We start from the raw sequence: 18,041 nt of genomic DNA on the forward strand, positions 1-18,041 counted from the left end.
GACGCTACGCTGAGAGGGTCATTCGCATCAGGCGACGGCCAATAGCGCCTATAAACAGCTCGCAGAACAGCTCGCATCCACAGTCTCCCCCACCATCCCGTCCCGTCCCGGGTCTCGACGGTGCTGATAATGGGAGCACAGTATACCAAAGACCTTAGGGTTTGGTTTCGAAAATCCTACTCAGGTGATCAAGCGCCATGAACACGCGCTGGTCGCCGAGTTTCAAATGACTTGCAGCCGGCGAGGCACAGGTGTGTCCGACCGCCACGACCGATTGACGCACCGCTGGGAACAAGTACCCTTCGTGACTGATTGCCGCGGCTGGGAAAGGGCGATGCAGGTGACGAAAGACCTGATGCAATATGAACGGCTCGCACAGGATGCTTTGCGCGATGTGGTTCGAAAGTCTCTTGAACGGGCGGCAGGCGACGGCCTCCCGGGGGCCCACCATTTTTACATCACCTTCCGCACCACCGATCCAGGCTGCGATATCGATGAATCTCTGGCCAGCGCCTACCCCGAAGAGATGACCATTGTCCTGGAGCATCAGTTCTGGGACCTGGAAATTGATGACGTCGGGTTTGAAGTCACGCTGAAGTTCGGCGGCGTTCCGAAATACCTCAAGGTTCCCTGGCGTGCAGTGACGCGCTTTCATGATCCCAGCGTCGGCTTTCGTCTTCATTTTGATTACGCCACCCCCGCTCCCGGCGATACGCCGGGCGACGGTTCTGGCGAGGATGAATTTCACGAGGGCACCGTGGTCAGCCTTGAAGCCTTCCGGAATAAAGAGTGAGCGCGTCCCGATCGCGTCGGGACGAGCTGACGGCGCTATTCTCTGACCCCGCTCATTTGCCTGCGGTCACAAGGCATTTCGGCTTCTCGCTGATTGATCTCGACCCGGAAGCACATTGGGTCGAAGCCTGGTTTGAAGCCCGGCCGGACTTTCTCAACCCTAACGGCTCTGTTCAGGGCGGCATCGTCACAGGCTTTCTGGACGAGGCCATGAGTTTGTCGGCCTTCATCGCTGGCGATCTGAAGATCGCCGTGCCGACCCTGGAAATGAAAACCAGCTTCTTACGGCCTTTGATGACGGACCGGGCGCGCGCCCGCGGTCAGATCGTCCGGCTGGGCTCCAGCGTCGCCTTCACTGAAGGCTGGCTTTGGAATTCTGAAGGCGTGCTGTGCGCTACCGCGTCGGCGACAACCGCGCTGCGCCCGTTCAAGCATGGCTGACCTGTCGGGCAAGCCGCGTCACCTGGCGCTGATCGCCCTGTCTCAGGTGCTGGCGTTGTCCGTCTGGTTCGCCGGCGCCGCCGCCCTCCCCGGCTTGCAAGACACCGGCGCTCTGACCCCGTTCGCCGGCGCCGCCCTCTCAAGCGCGGTCCAGCTTGGCTTCGTGCTCGGGGCGCTGACCAGCGCCGTTCTGGGCGTGGCGGACCGCTATGACGCCCGTCATGTCTTTGCGGCGGGCGCGGGCGTCGCCGCCTTGATGAGCTGGGCGGCCGTGCTGCTGGAGCCAGGCTCTCTTCTGATGCCTTTGACACGACTGGGCGCGGGCGCGGCGCTCGCCTTCGTCTATCCTGTGGGCATGAAACTCGCCGCCAGCTGGGCCAAGGGCGATACCGGGCTGTTGATCGGGCTGCTGGTCGGCGCATTGACGCTGGGGTCAGCCAGCCCGCATCTGGCGCCTGTGGTCACCGAAAGCCTGGGATGGCGCGCGCCCTTCGCCCTGTCAGGGCTGGCCGCGCTCGCCAGCGCCGCTTTGATCCTGACCGCGCGGGCGGGACCGGCCTTCAAACGCGCAGCGCGATTTGACCCTCGCGCCATCAAGCTTAGCCTCACGGACCCGGCGCTGGCGCGCGTCAATCTGGGCTATCTGGGCCATATGTGGGAGCTCTATGCGTTCTGGGCCTGGGTGGGCGTCTTTCTCACCATCTGGTCCGAACAGACCGTCGTCTCTTCAGCGTTTTCAGCACCCGTGACCACTTTCATCATCGTTGCGGCAGGGGCGCTGGGCGCCTTGGGAGCAGGCTGGCTCGCAGATCGGGTCGGGCGCACCCTGGTGACAAGCGTCGCTATGGCGCTCAGCGGCGGTTGCGCCCTGCTCAGCGCCTGGGCCTGGTCAGGCCCTGCCGCGCTGATGATTGGCCTGCTTGTGATTTACGGCGTGACGGTGATAGCGGATTCCGCGCAATTTTCCGCCGCCGCCGCCGAACTGGCGCCCCCGGACAAGGCGGGCTCCATTCTGACCTTGCAAACCGCTCTGGGCTTCGCCCTGACCCTTGTCACGGTTCAGCTTCTGCCTGTCTGGGCCGACTTCACGGGATGGCGGTTCGCCTTCTGGCCGCTGGCTCTTGGCCCCATCATTGGCGTCTGGGCGATGCTCAGCCTCAGATCGCAAGACGACGCCGTGAAAATCGCCGGCGGCCGCAAGTAAAGCAGCCCTCTTGTGCAAACATATATTAACGCGGTCATTGCTAAGCATGGTTAAGGATTGCGGCCCAAACGCCAGGGTTGTGAACAAGTCGCGCAATCCCATAGCCAGCCAGGGGGCCCCTATGATCCAACAGCTTGATCAGTTCTCCATGACGACGCGTCTGCGCATGATCGCGGGGGCGTCCATTATCCTGATGCTAAGTTATGTGGGCGCGAACTTCCTGATGGGCGTGTTCAGCCAGCAGGCGGATAACCGCGCGACCCAAGCCACTGAAAACCTGGTCGCGGCGAGCGGTCTCGAAAAAGATCTCACCTCGCTCCTGCGCGACACCTATCTGATGGCCAGCTCGCCCACGGCTGATCGCCGGGACGCAGCGCTGGGCAACCTCACCGATTTCGAGATCGCGCTGACGGATGTGGAAGCCATCGTCACCAAGCCTGAATTCCGCTCCGCGCTCGCCGCGATCCGCGCGGATGTGCCGGGTCTGAACGCGCTGATCCAGGGCGCCGCAGCCAACATCGCGACTTATACCGACGTCGAGATGCAGCGTTTCATTGATGAACTCGCTGTCTATGACGACCGGATGGACACCAATATCGAGATCGTTCGGGATGGTGAGCGCGAGCTGCTGGACGCCGCCTGGGCCAGCCGCGACCAAATGGCGTCTGTAGCGCAATGGGTCAGCCTGATCGCCCTGATCCTGACGGCTGCGGGCCTGATGGCGATGACCCAGATTATCGGCGGCAGCATTCGCCGCTCGGTCAGCTCGATCCAGTCGCTCGTCGGCAAGCTGGCGGACGGCGAACGCGACATGAAGATTCAGGAGACTTCACGCAAGGATGTGTTTGGTGATCTCGGACGAGCGCTCGCCACCTTGCAGGAGGCGTTGAGCAATGCCGACCAGGTCCACGCCAACCAGGCCAGCGAGGCGTCCCAGCGCCTGCAGCGCCAGAAAGATATTGAAGAGGCGGTGCTGCGCTTTGAGACCAGCTCCACAGAATTGCTGAGCTCGGTGATGGCCGCCTCCCAGCAATTGTCCTCCTCCGCCTCGCAAATGCAAAGCTCGTCCAGCGAAGCGTCCGGCCTGTCACGTGACGCGCAAACCGCGTCTGGCGCAGCGGCGTCCGGCATTCAGGCCGTCGCCGCAGCTTCAGAAGAGCTGGCGGCCTCGATCCGCGAAGTCTCCGAACAGGTCACGCGCACCAGCGAGCTGTCCAATGAGGCGAGCACGGAAACCGAGCAAAGTTCAACCGTGGTGACCCAGCTCTCTGAAGCGGCCCAGGCCATTGGCGAGATCGTCACGCTGATCGAGACCATTGCGGACCAGACCAATCTTCTGGCGCTCAACGCCACCATCGAAGCCGCGCGCGCCGGCGAAGCCGGTAAAGGGTTTGCGGTTGTGGCCAGCGAGGTCAAGGAACTGGCCGAGCAGACCAGCAGCGCAACCCAGCAGATCTCCGCTCAGATCAACGCCATTCAGTCCGCGTCTGAAAAGACGGCGGCGTCCACGGACCGCACCTTGCAGGCCGTGCGTCAGCTGGGCGAGCTGGCGACCAGCTGCGCAGCCGCCATCGATCAGCAACGCGTGGCCACCACCGAAATCGCCGAATCTGCACAGCGTGCGGATTCAGGCTCCAGCGACGCCGCCTCCAGCGTCGCCAAAGTGGTGGAGTTCACCCATCAGACCGACCAGATTTCCAAATCCGTGCTCTCCGCCGCCCAGGAAATGGCGGACCGGCATGAGGCCTGGAAAGAAGAGTTCGAAAGCTTCGTGCAGCTGATGCGCGCTTCGTAACGCATCTCAAATACGGTCAGCAAAGGGGGCGCTCCGGCGCCCTCTTTTTTTGTCTCCGCCCTCCCCAATCTGAAGACCAAGACACACGCTAAAGGGTGCATTAATAGAGCTGGCGCCAATTTAGGGGAATTCTGATTGCGCATTCTCGGATAACGCGAGGCGCGCATCTCAACGGAGGCCCCGCCATGCCTGCCTTGACGTCTGCTCCCTCTCCTCTGGTTGGCAAGGCGCTGCCAAGCCTGGCCCTGCTGCTCCTGCTGACCTACGCTGTGATCAGCATCCTGATCGGCGCGTCCATTCGGCAGTTTGAAACCCAGTCACGGCTGAATACCGAACGCATCTACGCCGCCGCGACGCTTGATAAGGAGCTCAGCTCTTTGATGCGGGACGCCCATGCGATGATCAGTGCGCCGTCCCAATTGCGGATGCAGGCCGTACTGATCAATCTTGAAGAGTATGAGGTTGGCGTGGACGCCATGAGCGCTCTGGCGACGCCGCGCTCAAACCTTCAAGCGCCGCTCGACGCGCTGGAGCAGGCTCTGCCCGCCATTCGCAGCCTGACCCTGCAAGCCGCACGGCTTGATACGGACCGCTCAACCTCGGCCGTTCAGGATCAGGTCTTGGCGATGACCCGGCTCGATACCCAGATGCGGGCGCAAATCACTGACATCAATGAGGCCCTCGCCGCCGCCCCCGCTGTTTCATCCGCCATGGCCGGGCGCCTGCGCATCCTGTCCTGGATCATCAACAGTCTGGCCGTGCTCGCGGTCCTTGGACTGATCTACGGCGCGCTCAAATCAGCACGCCCTCGCCTCCGCGCAGTGCAGGCCGTCGAGTAAGCTTGCCCCTCAAGCCCTCTGCCAGAGAGCCAATTTCAAGTGGAGGCAGGGACCAGCATTTGTCCTGAACACCTGACTAACCAAAATTGAAGTATTTTTATTCTTAATAGCCCCAGACACAGGCCGCTCAGAACCGGGCAGCCGAATATTTTTTAGTTTTCGACCGATGGGGCTGGACATGAAATCTTCTCAACTCTCCCTGCTGCTTGGCGCAGGCGTGGCTCTAGTCCCGCAAGCCGCCCTGGCTCAATCCGCCGAAGTCTTCGGTGATTTCCGCACTCGCTACGAAACAGTGGAACAGACCGGCAAGCTGGATGCGGACTCCCTCACCTTGCGCAGCCGGGTTGGCGTACGGTTCAAACCCGCGGATGACCGGTTCACCTTCCTCGCAGAAGCCGAGAACAACATCACACTCTCCGGTGATGACCGGAACACCAGTCTGGATCCGCGTCCCCAGTTCGCCACGATCAACGATCCCGACTTCACCGAGCTCAACCGCGCCCAGCTGACGTTCAGCCCGGACGAAGCCTGGTCTTTCACTGTGGGGCGGCAATATATCGGTTTTGACGGCAACCGCATCATCGGCTCGCCCGGCTGGCGTCAGGACAAGAACTCCTATGATGCTGCGGTGGTCAATTTTGAGCGCGGCGCCCTGGAAGCGACTTACGTCTATTCATGGCAACTCAATCGCGGTCCCGGCACAGACTTCAACTGGGATATGAGCTCTCATCTCCTGAATGCGAGCTTTGCGGTCAGTCCTGCCCTGAAACTTGCGGGATTTGTCTATCTGATCGATATCGAAGAAACGGGTCGTGAAAACCTCTCCAACACAACGTTTGGCGCACGGCTGACGGGTTCGACCGAGATCGGCGAGTTCGGCGTCAGCTATGATCTGATGGTCGCAACGCAGACCGATTCCGGCTCCGCCACCGCCAGTTATGACAATACGCTGATCGACAGCGGCGTCGCGTTCACACGGGGCGGCGCACGCTTCGCTCTGGGCTATGACGTGATCACCGGCGATGGCACGTTTGCCTTCGCCAATCCGCTGGCCGGCAATCACGGCACAGCCGGCTGGGCTGACGTGTTCCATGGCGGAGGCCGCTCGTCCCCCGCGGACGGGCTGGAAGATTTCAACGTGGAGGTCAGCTATGGCGCCAGCGTGGAGTCTTCAGCCATCGAAGGCTGGCGCGCGGGCCTGATCTGGCGGGATTTCAGCTCTGAAAACACCGGCAATGATCTGGGTGAAGAGCTGGACGCCTATCTGCGGCTGAGCTTCGCCAATGATGTCAGCCTCTCGTTTGAAATGGCCGATTATGACGGCCCGGACGCCAGCTACGCCCCTGCGGACAAGACCAAATACTGGGTCACGCTGGGCTATAAATTCTAGGCGGCCCAAACACGCAGTCAGAAACGCCAGGGCTTCGGCCCTGGCGTTTTTCGTTCAGGCGGCGTCTGCATGCATGTCCTGCGTCAACGCGGCGACTGGCCGGGCCCGCACTTTCACCCGGACGCGCTCGCCCAGAACCTTTTCCACATGCAGGCGCTGAACCTGGCTGTCATCGTGAAACACGATGCCGGTCAACGCCTCGACGACGGCCCGGGCCACAGCGTCCACATCGTGAACAGGGCTGTCAGCGTTATGCTCGATCTCGATCACGATTTCGAACGCGCCGTATTTGGGGCCCACACGCTTGAACTCGGTGCGGAAATACGCGGCGATCAGATCCTTGAACTTGGCTGACTGCGAGGTCAGCGCGTCCACGCGCACATTCAGCGAGCCTTCAGTGGCGGATGCTTGCACGTTCCCTCTCCCAATCCTGTCGTCTGATCCCAAGGGTCCCGCGGTGAGGACAAGAAGCGAGTCTCGGGATCTTATCGCACGATGCGTATGACGATTCGCCGGGCGCCAAGCATCTTCAGGCGTCCTTTGAGGCTGACATCGTCAGCAGGGATCTTACACCTGGACGCGGTCTGACATTAAGAGGGCGTCGCTCAGAGAGGTCTCAGGCCGCCATTGAGGTGCAGATTTGACGGTGAGACGCCAAGCAGCGCCTTGCCTGCCTTTACTGTGCGGGCCTATAGACGCCCCATACATGGCCCACGCCGAACTGGAGAAAGACCGATGACCGAGATGCGCGTTGAAACCGATTCCTTCGGCCCCCTCGAAGTCCCCGCCGACAAGCTGTGGGGTGCGCAAACTGCGCGCTCGCTGATGAACTTCAAGATCGGCGGCCAGACCCAGCCCCTGCCCCTTATCCGGGCGCTCGGCGTGGTCAAGCATTGCGCCGCCAAGGCGAACATGGCGCTTGATAATCTCGAGCCTAAACTGGGCGACGCCATTGCAGCCGCCGCGCTGGAAGTGGCTGAAGGCAAGCTCAACGATCATTTCCCGCTAGTGGTCTGGCAGACGGGGTCGGGCACCCAGTCGAACATGAACGCCAACGAGGTCATCTCCAACCGCGCCATCCAGATGCTCGGCGGCGAAGTGGGCTCGAAAGACCCGGTCCACCCCAACGACCATGTGAACCGGTCGCAATCGTCCAACGACACCTTCCCCACCGCCATGCACATCGCGTCGGCGGAAGTGTTCGTGCATACGCTGGTCCCCGCGCTCGAAACCCTGCGCGACGCCCTCAATGACAAGTCCGAAGCCTTCAAGGACATCATCAAGATCGGCCGGACGCACCTGATGGACGCGACGCCGCTGACCCTGGGCCAGGAATTCTCCGCCTATGTCCACATGCTCGACAACGCCATCCGCCGCGTCGAAGCCACCCTGCCCGCGCTGTACGAGCTTGCGCAGGGCGGCACGGCGGTCGGCACGGGCCTGAACGCCAAGATCGGTTTCGCCGACGCCTTCGCCGAAGAAGTGGCGGAGCTGACCCATCTGCCCTTCGTGACCGCTCCGAACAAGTTCGAGGCGCTGTCCACCAAGGACGCCATGGTCGAGGCGCATGGCGCGCTGAACTCGGCGGCGGTGTCGCTGTTCAAGATCGCCAATGACATCCGCCTGCTGGGCTCGGGCCCGCGCTGCGGCATCGGCGAGATCTCCCTGCCGGCGAACGAGCCGGGCTCTTCGATCATGCCGGGCAAGGTGAACCCCACCCAGTGCGAAGCCATGACCATGGTCTGCGCCCAGGTGATGGGCCACAACACGGCGGTGACCTTCGCCGGCAGCCAGGGCCAGTTCCAGCTCAACGTCTTCAAGCCGATGATGTCCTACAACGTGCTGACCAGCGCCCAGCTGATCGCGGACGCCTGCCACTCCTTCACCGACAATTGCGTGGTGGGGATCGAGGCCAACGAGCAGCGCATCGCCGACATCATGGAACGCTCGCTGATGCTGGTGACGGCGCTGGCGCCCACCATCGGCTATGACAACGCCACCAAGGTCGCCAAGACCGCCCACGAGAACGGCACCACCTTGCGCGAGGAAGCCATTCGTCTGGGCTTCGTCACCGAGGAGGAGTTTGACCGCGTGGTGCGCCCCGAAGACATGATCGGCCCGAAATAAGGCCGAACATCCTGCTCCGCCGCTTCGGCGGCGGAGCCTGGAGGTCCCATGACCCAGCCGATCAATTTGCGTCAGGTCCGCAAACACAAAGCGCGTAAAGACAAGGCCAAACAGGCTGAGATCAATCGCGTTCAGTTTGGAACGCCCAAGGCCCAGCGCGATCTTGAAAAAGCGCGCGAAGCCAAACGCAAGGCGACGCTTGAGGCGCACAAGCTGCAGGATGGGGATAAGGGGTCTCAAGACAACTGAATTCCCGGCCGACCGAAGGGAGAGCCGGGACCTCTCTGCCTGTTCAGCGCCAAATTCTGATAGAGGCCCCGGGTCTTCGCTCCGCTCGCCCGGGGGTTCACTCTGTTGAAAGACATAAAAAAAACGGCGGCTCGATGAGCCGCCGTTTTCATTTCGGGACGTGCCGTTTCTGGAACAGCTTAAGGCGATCCCGCGTCTAACCGAACGCGCCCAGCGCCAACGCCAGGATCAGCGGGTAAATCAGTATGCCGGCGCCGATCAGCACCAGAGGGAAGTTGCGCATCACCGTCGCCTTGCCCAGCGAGGACGCCTGGCTGAGCAGGTCCGGCCATGTATAGCTGACGAAATCACCCTGGGTGAGCACCTGGATCAGGCGCCCATCCTCATCGACCACGGGCAAGCGGCGAAAGCGCTCATTGCTCATCATCCGCAGCCATTCGAGCATGTCGTCATCAGCCTGCGCGGTGCGCGGATTGGCGGTCATAATGTCGGACAATGGCGTCTTGGCGGGATCGCGGCCTTCATTGACCAGACGACGCAGAATGTCGCGCTCGGTCACCACGCCTTCGACCTTGTTATCGGCGTCCACGATGATGACGGAGCCGAAATTGCTCGCGGCCATTTCAGCGACCGCATCCTTGGCCATGGAACTCGCCGACATGGTCAGAGGGGCCGTCTTGCGCGAAAACTCTGGCCGGTCGCGCAAACGCAGGCCGTGGCGGGCGTTCCGGGTCGGGGCGGATGTCATGATCGCGTCTCCTTCAAGATAGCTCTCGACATCACCTAGTGCGACTTCCGGTCGCGGCGAACTTGCCTGCATAGAGAAAAGGCGGTGAAGCCATGCTCCACCGCCTTGGTTCATCTCATATCTGTCAGCTTGAGAGCCTAGAACTGGTGGCGGATCGTGATCCGCGCATTCAGCGGCTTGCCGGTCGAGATATTGTCGTTGGAATGCGCGTCGGGGAAATACTCTTCATCGAGCAGGTTCTCGATATTGAGCTGCAAGCGCGTCTGGTCGGTCAGGTCATAGAACACCGCCGCATCCACGCGGGTGTAGTCAGGCACCAGCACCGCATTGTCTTCGCGCACGAAATAGCTGTCCTGATAGGTCACGCCCAGCGCCAGGGCGAGCTGGTCGGTCGCCTGATACTCATTCCAGATCGAGAGCATGTGTTCAGGCGTCTGCAAGGTGCGATTTCCGTCAAACCCGCCGCCATCAATCGTGCTGTCGAGATAGCTGTAGCCGGCGTTGATCGCCCAGGCGTCGGTCAGCTGGCCGGCGATCTGGACTTCAAACCCGTCCGTCACGCTGCCCGGAATGGTGATGACCTGGGACACATTGTTGGGATCCACAGAGGTGAACAGGCCACGCTCGACGCGGAACACCGCGGTGGTCAGGCTCAGATTGCGGGTAAAGTCCCACTTCAACCCGACTTCGGTGTTTTCAAACTGCTGGGGCTGCACGTCTTCGGTGGTGCGGGTCAGCGTCAGGAACTGGTCCCCGGCGCTCGGCAGGAAGGATTCCGCATAACTGGCGTACAGCGAGACATTCTCCGCCGGCTTGTAGATCAGACCCAGACGCGGGGAGACTTCTTCATCCACCCGGCCGCGGCGGCCGTCATCAGTCGCCGACACTGCTTCACGGTCCAGCACATCCACATCAAACCGGTCAAAGCGCAGGCCGAGCACAAGCTTGAGCTGCTCGGTCAGATCAATCTGGTCCTGCAGATAAAGCGAGGCGAACTGTACGTCAGACTCACGATCGCGCAGCGTATCCACGAACGCATAGTCAGGGACCGTCACCGGTGTGGAGAAGTCGATGGTGATCTGATCGTCATTGCTGGCCGCAAACGTGTTGTCGATGCGGGCGTTGCTGGTGGACTGATCGCCATATTCGACACCCAGCAAGACGGTGTGGCTGAACGCGCCGGTATCGAACTCACCCACCAGATTACCCTGGGCGATGAAGTTCTGGCGCGCAGTCTCATCCGCATACCCGTCCAGGGTCAGCCGCTGCGGGCTGGCGGCGGCGTCAAAGCCGGCCGCATAGATGTTCTGATAGTATTTGTCGTAATCGGCGTACTGGATCGTCACATTGCCGCGCAGCGTATCGGAGAAGGTGTGATCCAGCCGCGTGCGGAAGATGCTGGCTTCCAGCGTGGTGTAGTTGCCATCGGCGGATCCGAAGAAGGTGTCGCGATACCCGTCCAGCGGCACGTCCGGGCCACCCACGACCGTGACGGACGGCACGCCGCGGTCCACCACCCGGTCGTCATTGACGTACTCATAGCTGAACACGGCCTGGGTCCGATTTCCCAGATCGAGCGTGAAGGTCGGGTTGACCGCAAACCGGTCGCCTTCAAACACGTCGCGATGGTTCTCCTGATGCTCGCCGAACACATTGACCCGGAAGGCCACGGTGTCTGACAGCACCGAGTTCACATCGCCTGACACCTGATAGGCGCCGAAGGTATCAAGGCTTGAGGTCAGGCCGCCGAAATTCTCGTCCAGCTGCGCCGTCTTGGTGACGCGGTTGACCACGCCGCCGCCGCCGCCGCGGCCAAACAGAAGCGCATTGGCGCCGCGCAGGATCTCGACCTGTTCCAGATTGTAGAGCGGGCGGTAGTACTGAACATCGTCGCGCAGACCATCCAGGAAGAAGTCCGCCGTGCTCTGATTGCCGCGGATGATGATGGCGTCGCGATGCCCCTCGCCCTGGCTGACGGCCAGGCCCGGCGTATAGCGCAGAATGTCCGCGATGGAGCTGAAGGCCTGATCTTCGAGCTGGGCGCGCGTGATGATGGACAGGCTCTGCGGCACGTCCAGCACCGGCGTCGGCGTCTTCACCGCGTTCAGCCGGTCGATCGACAGGAAGCGCCCCGTCACCGTGATGGTGTCACTGACGGTCTGCTCGGTGGTCTCAGCCGCCCAGACAGGCGCTGCGCCGAGGGTGAAGAGGGCGGCAAGCGCGGTCATCATACGCGCACGAGAGTTCAGCATGCTGGGCAGTTCCGATTTGAAATTGAGAATGCGTTGCGTTCAAGCCAGAGTTATAGAGGGACAACTTCGATAATCAATCTCATTATCAGTCGCAACTACAGCCGCTCGCGCCTGCTACCAGCGTTGGCGCCGCTCTGAACTCAAAAAGCTGCTGCCTAGGTCTATCTGCGTATTGCGCTGAAATACCTGAAGAATATGCTGACTGAGAGGGTGCAGGCATAACCCCATTCAAGATTGCACCTTGATTGTCGCGCGCGATATATCCAACTGGGTCCGGTATTTTCGTGCATTCAGGGGATCCCAATGCTCAACACAGACGCCCTCTACCAACCGTTCGAGCTTGGCTCGCTCTCACTGAAGAACCGCATCGTCATGGCGCCGATGACCCGATCCAAGAGTCCGGGCGGCGTCCCCAATGATGACGTGGTCGGATATTACGAGCGCCGCGCGGCCAATGATGTGGGCCTGATCATCACTGAAGGCACCACGGTCGACCGTCCGGGCGCCAGCTTTGATCCGGGCATCCCGAACTTTCACACCGACGAAGCGCTGGCCGGCTGGAAAAAGGTTGTGGACGCCGTCCACGCCGCCGGCGGCAAGATCGCGCCTCAGCTCTGGCATGTGGGTCTGGCGCGCAAGCCCGGCACGGGCCCGCACCCTGACGCGCCGTCCGACAGCCCGTCGGGCCTCATGCCCGGCGGCAAAAAAGTCGGCGAGCCGATGACCCAGGCCGACATCGACGACACCGTCCGCGCCTTCGCCGAAGCCGCCGAGAACGCCGCCAAGATCGGCTTTGACGCCATCGAGCTGCACGGCGCGCACGGCTATCTGATCGACCAGTTCTTCTGGGACGGCATGAACCAGCGCGACGACAAATACGGCGGCGACATGATTTCGCGCACCGAATTCGCGCAGGAAATCATCCGCGCCGTCCGCGCTCGCATTCCCGCAGACCTGCCTGTCATCCTGCGGTACTCGCAGTGGAAGCAGCAAGATTATAACGCGAAACTGGCCCAGACCCCGGCTGAACTTGAAGCCTTCCTGGCGCCGCTGGCTGAAGCGGGCGTCGACATCTTCCACGCCTCCACCCGCCGCTTCTGGCTGCCCGAGTTTGAAGGCTCTGACCTCAATCTCGCCGGCTGGACGAAGAAACTCACCGGCAAGCCTGCCATCACCGTGGGATCAGTTGGCCTCAATAGTGACTTCATTGGCGCCTTTATGGGGGAAGCCTCTGAAAAGTCCGGCCTCGACAAGCTGATCGAACGTCTGGACGCGGGCGAGTTCGAACTGGTCGGCGTCGGCCGTGCGCTGCTCTCTGACTACGCCTGGGCGCGCAAGGTCAAGGACGGCCGTTTTGACGAACTTGAAGACTTCAACGCCGAAGCGCTGAAAGAACTGGCCTAAACACCATGCTCAAGAAACGTTCAGTCACCTTGAAAGGACACGCGACCTCTCTGGCTCTGGAGCCGGAATTCTGGTCCGTGATCGATAAGGAGCTGAGCGTTGTCGGCGGATCGCTGGCCGGGCTCGTGACCTCGATCGACGAGAGTCGCGAGCCCGACCAGCCCCTGTCGAGCGCCTGCCGGGTCTGGGCGCTCAATCGCGCGCTCAGCGCAGGTCAGGATTGATCCGCAGTTGACGCCATAGCCCGCGCGGGGTTTGAAGATGGCATGAGCACCGCCATCAACCCGCCGCCGCCATCGCCGTTCGACAAGCTGTTTCGGTATCTGAAGAACAGTTTCGCCGATGGACGCTCACCGGCGCTCTGGCTGCTGGCGCTGGTGGTGGGCGTGGTGGCGGGCTACGCCGCCATCGGCTTGCGGCTGGCGATCCAGTCCGTGCAGTTCGTCGCTTTCGGCGAGTTTTCAGAACGCCTGGCCAGCACGGCCTCTGGCCTGCCGGTCCATCACATCATCCTGGCGCCGGTGGCCGGCGGCTGCATCGTCTCCCTGCTCCTGTATGTGGGTCTGAAAACCAACTGGCTGCCCGAAACTCGCGCCGAGGGCGTCGCAGACGTCATGGAAGCGCGCGCGGCGCAGGGCGGGAAGATGCCGCTTCTGCCCGGCCTCTGGTCCGCCCTGATCAACGCCGTCTCCGTCGGCGCTGGCGGCTCGACCGGACGTGAAGGCCCGTCGGTGCATCTGGGCGCCTCGCTCGCCAGCTTCATCAGCCGGCCCCTGAACCTGCCCGCCCGGGGCGCGCGCATCATGCTCGCCTGCGGCGCAGCGGCGGCAGTGGCCGCCAGCTTCAACGCCCCTGTCGCCGGGGCGCTGTTCGCGTTTGAAGTGGTGCTGGGCCATTACGCCCTGCGCTCGATCGGTCCTGTGGCGGCCTCCAGCGTCATCGGCGCCATCCTGTCCCGCATCCATTTCGGCGCCAGCCCGGCCTTCACAGTGCCCGAGATCCCGCCCGCCAGTCTCGCTGACTTCATCGCGATCATCCCCTTGGGGCTGGCGTCTGCGGGCGTGGCCATCGCCTGCATCATGTTGTCGTTCAACGCGCCGCGCCTGGTCGCCATCCGCGCGCAGGCCCTGTCGGTCCCGCTCTGGGTGCTGCCGCCTTTCGGCGGGCTGGTCATTGGCGGTCTGGGCGTTCTGGCGCCGGAAGTGCTGGGCGTGGGCTATGAAGCGACCTCCATCGCTCTGGCGGGCGGCTACGCCATCGCCACCCTCGCCGCGCTGATCGTGCTGAAGCTGATCGCCACCATGGCCACCATGGCGTTCCGGTTCGGCGGCGGCGTCTTTGCGCCTTCGCTTTATCTGGGGGCCATGCTGGGCGCGCTCTATGGTGCGCTTGTCGCGCCCCTGATCGGCCCGGACAGCGCAGGCTCGGCCTATTTCGCCGTGATCGGCATGGGCGCGGTCGGCGGGGCGGTGCTGGGCGCGCCGCTGTCGACCACGCTGATCGTGTTTGAACTGACCGCCAGCTATGAAGCCTCGATCGCGCTATTGGTCTGCGTGTCGCTGGCGAGCGTGATCACCACGTCTGTCACCAAGGGCAGCTTCTTTCACAAACAGGTGGAGCGCCACGGTTTTGACCTCACCCAGGGCGATGCCCGCGTCATCTTGCAGACCATTCGCGCGCGCGACATCATGACCCCGCTCGACAGCCATGACACAGCCGGCGAGCTCGATGAATCCTGCGTCTATGACGATGATTATCTGGGCCGGGTGATGGGCTTCTTCTCAGCGGAAAAACTCGACGGCGCCCAGGTCCGCTCCCGCCATGGCGACCAACCCATTGTGGGCTACATCACCAAGGCCGACGCCCACGCCGCCTATGCCGCCGCGCTGCAGGCCCGGCACGAGGAAGAGCATCGCTAGGCGCGCCTGCGCGTCACACCGATGACATCGCCGCCCCTACGCATTGCAAACGGATGTGCTAGTTTCGTTCTCCTTAGCGAATCGATCTGCGAAAGCGTGCGTCATGTCCTCTGTTCCCCTTTCCCAGCAGGCGGCCCCGCGGGCGCCGCGCGCCGACGCCGCCTATCTGGACGGGTTGAACCCTGAACAGCGCGCCGCGGTCGAGGCGGTGGACGGCGCCGTGCTGGTGCTGGCGGGCGCGGGCACGGGCAAGACGCGGGTGCTGACCACGCGGCTGGCGCATATTCTGGCGACCGGCAAGGCGCAGCCCTGGAACATCCTGTCGGTGACCTTCACCAACAAGGCCGCCCGCGAGATGAAGACCCGCGTCGGCGCGATCATCGGCGAACAGGTCGAGGGTCTGCCCTGGCTGGGCACCTTCCACTCCATCGCCGCGCAGATCCTGCGCCGCCATGCCGAGCTGGTAGGCCTGAAATCAAGCTTCACCATTCTCGACACCGACGACCAGCTGCGCCTTTTGAAGCAAATCCTCGAGGCCGAGGGGATTGATGCGAAGCGCTGGACGCCGCGCCATCTCGCCAGCCTGATCGATGGCTGGAAGAACCGCGCCCAGACGCCCGAGCGCATCCCTGAAGAGGACAAATGGAGCTTCGCGGACGGCAAGGCGCAAAAGCTCTACAAGCTCTACCAGGACCGGCTGAGCGTTCTGAACGCCTGTGATTTCGGCGATCTGCTGCTGCACAACATCACCATCTTCCAGACCCATGACGATGTGCTGGCGGACTATCACAGGAAGTTCCGCTATTTGCTGGTGGACGAGTATCAGGACACAAACGTCGCCCAGTATCTGTGGCTGCGGCTTCTGGCGCGCGGATCAGGCAATGTGTGCTGCGTGGGTGATGACGACCAGTCGATCTATGGCTGGCGTGGCGCGGAAGTGGACAACATCCTGCGCTTTGAACAGGATTTTCCCGGCGCGACCGTCATTCGCCTCGAACGCAATTATCGCTCGACGGGCCATATCCTCGGCGCCGCGGCGGGCCTGATCACCGCCAACAAGGCGCGGCTTGGAAAGACGCTGTGGACCGAGGATGATCCCGGCCAGAAAGTCCAGGTGTCCGGCCTGTGGGACGGCGAGGCCGAAGCGCGCTTTGTCGCCGACGAGATCGAGGGCCATGTGCGCTCAGGCGGCCAGCATTCCGACATCGCCGTTCTGGTGCGCGCGTCGTGGCAGATGCGGGCGTTTGAAGACCGCTTCATCATGCTGGGGCTTCCCTACAAGGTGATCGGCGGACCACGCTTTTTCGAACGCGCCGAGATCCGCGACGCCCTCGCCTATTTGCGGCTGGTGCGGAGCCTGGATGATGATCTGGCGTTCGAGCGCGTGGTGAACACCCCCAAACGCGGCGTGGGCGACACCTCGGTTCAGAAGATCGCCATGGCCGCGCGCGGCGCCGAAGTGTCCATGGCCGCCGCCGCACGCCTGATGACCCAGACCGACGAGATAAGGGGCAAGGGCCGCACCGGGCTCATCGCCTTCCTGCGCGATCTGGATCGCTGGGCCGAGCAGTCAGAGACCATGCGCCATGACGAACTGGCGGAAGTGATCCTCGATGAGAGCGGCTACACGGCCATGTGGCGCGAGGACAAGAGCCCGCAAGCCGCCGGCCGGCTCGACAACCTGAAAGAACTCGTCCGTTCCATGGGCGAGTTTGACAGCCTGGAAGCCTTCCTTGAGCACATCGCCCTGGTGTCGGACGCCGACCGCAAGGAAGATGGCGACGAGGTCTCCATCATGACGTTGCACGCCGCCAAGGGACTCGAATTTCCGCTGGTCTTCCTGCCGGGCTGGGAAGAAACCGTCTTCCCCTCCCAACGCTCCATGGATGAGGGCGGCACGGCGGCTTTGGAAGAAGAACGCCGCCTCGCCTATGTGGGCATCACCCGCGCCCGCCAGCGCGCGATCATCAGCTTCACCGCCAACCGGATGATCTTTGGTCGCTGGCAATCCGTGCTGCCCTCGCGCTTCATCGACGAAATGCCGCATGAGCATTGCGAGGCGCAATCGGAGACCGGCTATTACGATGCCGGGCCCGGCTTTGAGGGCGTGGCGGAAGCCGCCGATCCCTTCAAGTCCAGCTATGAAAGCCCCGGCTGGAAACGCTTTCAGGCCAGCAAGGCGTCGGGCCGCCGCCCTGATCCCGGCGTCATCGAGGGTCAGGCCACCCTCATCGACTCAAGCTCGGTGGGCGGAACCTCCAAATGGAAGCCCGGCGACCGCGTCTTCCACCAGAAATTCGGCTATGGCACGGTGAAAACCGCCGACGGCGCCAAGCTCAGCGTGGCCTTCGACAAGGCCGGCCTGAAGAAGGTGGTGGCGAGCTTTGTGGAAGAGGCGCCTTAGGCGTGTCTTCGTATCTATTACCCTTTTCTGCCTGACGTCCCGGCTCTCCCTTCGGTCGGCCGGGAATTCAATTCTGTAAAGAGCTTGAATCCCCGGCCTTGAGCCGGGGCCTCTCTCAGAATACAGCGCGCACCTTTGAGCACTCAGCCCGAGATTTCCGAATACAAATCTCTCCAGTCCGGATTGGCCTGCTCGATCAGCTCGACCTTCCACGCTCTTTTCCAGCGCTTCATCCGACGCTCGTGCTCGGCGGCTGCGGTCACGTCCGAGAACGCAGCGAACCAGACCAGACGCTTGCAGTTGTATTTGTCAGCGAAGGAAGATCCGCCGCTTTGGCGATGCTCCCACATCCGCCGTCGGAGATCAGCGTTGCACATGCCTGTATAGAGCACGCCACCAGGCCGATTGCTCAGCATGTAGACCCAGGCGCGCGTCATACTCCCTCCTAAGTTCTAGGCTGACCGCAGGGAGAGCCAG

Annotated in this window: 16 protein-coding genes; 12 read left to right on the forward strand and 4 right to left on the reverse strand. The window is 62.5% G+C overall.

Annotation, left to right across the window (positions count from 1 at the left end; genetic code table 11):
* The first annotated feature begins 184 nt into the window (after positions 1-184).
* The 6 genes from G405_RS0103170 (at position 185) to G405_RS0103195 (ending at position 6,461) form a co-directional block, all read left to right on the forward strand.
* Positions 185-793 carry an SspB family protein gene (locus tag G405_RS0103170; protein ID WP_233345980.1) on the forward strand — a complete coding sequence of 203 codons (609 nt, stop codon included), beginning with the start codon at positions 185-187 and terminating at the stop codon, positions 791-793.
* Positions 790-1,233: a PaaI family thioesterase gene (locus G405_RS0103175; protein WP_022700053.1), complete on the forward strand. Its 444-nt coding sequence runs from the start codon at positions 790-792 to the stop codon at positions 1,231-1,233. The genes G405_RS0103170 and G405_RS0103175 overlap by 4 nt, the downstream gene beginning before the upstream one ends.
* Positions 1,226-2,437 (forward strand): MFS transporter, encoded by a 1,212-nt coding sequence (locus tag G405_RS0103180; protein WP_022700054.1) that lies wholly within the window; start codon positions 1,226-1,228, stop codon positions 2,435-2,437. The genes G405_RS0103175 and G405_RS0103180 overlap by 8 nt, the downstream gene beginning before the upstream one ends.
* Before the next feature lie 121 nt (positions 2,438-2,558).
* On the forward strand, positions 2,559-4,232 hold the full coding sequence (locus G405_RS0103185; RefSeq protein WP_022700055.1) for a methyl-accepting chemotaxis protein: 1,674 nt from the start codon (positions 2,559-2,561) through the stop codon (positions 4,230-4,232).
* 185 nt (positions 4,233-4,417) lie between these two features.
* Positions 4,418-5,071, forward strand: a complete 654-nt coding sequence (locus G405_RS0103190; RefSeq protein WP_022700056.1) for a hypothetical protein — start codon at positions 4,418-4,420, stop codon at positions 5,069-5,071.
* A gap of 178 nt (positions 5,072-5,249) precedes the next feature.
* On the forward strand, positions 5,250-6,461 hold the full coding sequence (locus tag G405_RS0103195; RefSeq protein WP_156861336.1) for an alginate export family protein: 1,212 nt from the start codon (positions 5,250-5,252) through the stop codon (positions 6,459-6,461).
* Between the two features lie 54 nt (positions 6,462-6,515).
* Here G405_RS0103195 and G405_RS0103200 read toward each other — a convergent pair whose 3' ends face one another.
* The gene (locus G405_RS0103200) at positions 6,516-6,875 is read right to left on the reverse strand and encodes a RusA family crossover junction endodeoxyribonuclease (RefSeq protein ID WP_022700058.1); all 360 of its coding nucleotides are present in this window, start codon (positions 6,873-6,875) and stop codon (positions 6,516-6,518) included.
* Positions 6,876-7,196: 321 nt separating this feature from the next.
* On the opposite strand from G405_RS0103200, the gene fumC reads away from it, so the two are divergent.
* Both fumC and G405_RS0103210 read left to right on the forward strand, forming a co-directional pair.
* Complete coding sequence (fumC, locus tag G405_RS0103205) at positions 7,197-8,588, forward strand: class II fumarate hydratase (RefSeq protein WP_022700059.1); 1,392 nt, start codon at positions 7,197-7,199, stop codon at positions 8,586-8,588.
* A gap of 48 nt (positions 8,589-8,636) precedes the next feature.
* Positions 8,637-8,837, forward strand: coding sequence for a DUF4169 family protein (locus tag G405_RS0103210; protein WP_022700060.1), 201 nt, complete (start codon positions 8,637-8,639; stop codon positions 8,835-8,837).
* A gap of 196 nt (positions 8,838-9,033) precedes the next feature.
* Here G405_RS0103210 and G405_RS0103215 read toward each other — a convergent pair whose 3' ends face one another.
* Both G405_RS0103215 and G405_RS0103220 read right to left on the reverse strand, forming a co-directional pair.
* Entirely contained in the window at positions 9,034-9,585 is a 552-nt protein-coding gene (locus tag G405_RS0103215; RefSeq protein WP_022700061.1) for a CBS domain-containing protein, read from the reverse strand.
* Positions 9,586-9,722: 137 nt separating this feature from the next.
* Positions 9,723-11,837 (reverse strand): TonB-dependent receptor, encoded by a 2,115-nt coding sequence (locus tag G405_RS0103220; RefSeq protein ID WP_022700062.1) that lies wholly within the window; start codon positions 11,835-11,837, stop codon positions 9,723-9,725.
* Positions 11,838-12,140: 303 nt separating this feature from the next.
* Here G405_RS0103220 and G405_RS0103225 point away from each other — a divergent pair, with 303 nt between their 5' ends.
* The 4 genes from G405_RS0103225 (at position 12,141) to G405_RS0103240 (ending at position 17,564) form a co-directional block, all read left to right on the forward strand.
* Positions 12,141-13,241, forward strand: coding sequence for an NADH:flavin oxidoreductase (locus tag G405_RS0103225; protein WP_022700063.1), 1,101 nt, complete (start codon positions 12,141-12,143; stop codon positions 13,239-13,241).
* Positions 13,242-13,246: 5 nt separating this feature from the next.
* Positions 13,247-13,465 carry a ribbon-helix-helix domain-containing protein gene (locus tag G405_RS0103230; RefSeq protein ID WP_022700064.1) on the forward strand — a complete coding sequence of 73 codons (219 nt, stop codon included), beginning with the start codon at positions 13,247-13,249 and terminating at the stop codon, positions 13,463-13,465.
* Positions 13,466-13,507: 42 nt separating this feature from the next.
* On the forward strand, positions 13,508-15,160 hold the full coding sequence (locus tag G405_RS0103235) for a chloride channel protein (protein WP_022700065.1): 1,653 nt from the start codon (positions 13,508-13,510) through the stop codon (positions 15,158-15,160).
* Positions 15,161-15,263: 103 nt separating this feature from the next.
* Positions 15,264-17,564, forward strand: coding sequence for an ATP-dependent helicase (locus G405_RS0103240; RefSeq protein ID WP_022700066.1), 2,301 nt, complete (start codon positions 15,264-15,266; stop codon positions 17,562-17,564).
* A 143-nt stretch (positions 17,565-17,707) separates the two neighbouring features.
* On the opposite strand, the gene G405_RS0103245 is transcribed toward G405_RS0103240, so the two are convergent.
* A complete protein-coding gene (locus tag G405_RS0103245; RefSeq protein ID WP_022700067.1) occupies positions 17,708-18,001 on the reverse strand; it encodes a GIY-YIG nuclease family protein in 294 nt (97 codons plus the stop codon).
* Positions 18,002-18,041: the final 40 nt, after the last annotated feature.

Source organism: Oceanicaulis alexandrii DSM 11625, from assembly GCF_000420265.1.
Taxonomy (GTDB): Bacteria; Pseudomonadota; Alphaproteobacteria; order Caulobacterales; family Maricaulaceae; genus Oceanicaulis; species Oceanicaulis alexandrii.

Bases quoted from the DNA above. Each gene is read 5' to 3' on its own strand.
- G405_RS0103245 (WP_022700067.1), bottom strand. From the start codon at position 18,001: ATGACGCGCGCCTGGGTCTACATGCTGAGCAATCGGCCTGGTGGCGTG.
- G405_RS0103225 (WP_022700063.1), top strand. From the start codon at position 12,141: ATGCTCAACACAGACGCCCTCTACCAACCGTTCGAGCTTGGCTCGCTC.
- G405_RS0103210 (WP_022700060.1), top strand. From the start codon at position 8,637: ATGACCCAGCCGATCAATTTGCGTCAGGTCCGCAAACACAAAGCGCGT.
- G405_RS0103215 (WP_022700061.1), bottom strand. From the start codon at position 9,585: ATGACATCCGCCCCGACCCGGAACGCCCGCCACGGCCTGCGTTTGCGC.
- G405_RS0103180 (WP_022700054.1), top strand. From the start codon at position 1,226: ATGGCTGACCTGTCGGGCAAGCCGCGTCACCTGGCGCTGATCGCCCTG.
- G405_RS0103230 (WP_022700064.1), top strand. From the start codon at position 13,247: ATGCTCAAGAAACGTTCAGTCACCTTGAAAGGACACGCGACCTCTCTG.
- G405_RS0103220 (WP_022700062.1), bottom strand. From the start codon at position 11,837: ATGCTGAACTCTCGTGCGCGTATGATGACCGCGCTTGCCGCCCTCTTC.
- fumC (WP_022700059.1), top strand. From the start codon at position 7,197: ATGACCGAGATGCGCGTTGAAACCGATTCCTTCGGCCCCCTCGAAGTC.
- G405_RS0103235 (WP_022700065.1), top strand. From the start codon at position 13,508: ATGAGCACCGCCATCAACCCGCCGCCGCCATCGCCGTTCGACAAGCTG.
- G405_RS0103240 (WP_022700066.1), top strand. From the start codon at position 15,264: ATGTCCTCTGTTCCCCTTTCCCAGCAGGCGGCCCCGCGGGCGCCGCGC.
- G405_RS0103190 (WP_022700056.1), top strand. From the start codon at position 4,418: ATGCCTGCCTTGACGTCTGCTCCCTCTCCTCTGGTTGGCAAGGCGCTG.
- G405_RS0103185 (WP_022700055.1), top strand. From the start codon at position 2,559: ATGATCCAACAGCTTGATCAGTTCTCCATGACGACGCGTCTGCGCATG.
- G405_RS0103195 (WP_156861336.1), top strand. From the start codon at position 5,250: ATGAAATCTTCTCAACTCTCCCTGCTGCTTGGCGCAGGCGTGGCTCTA.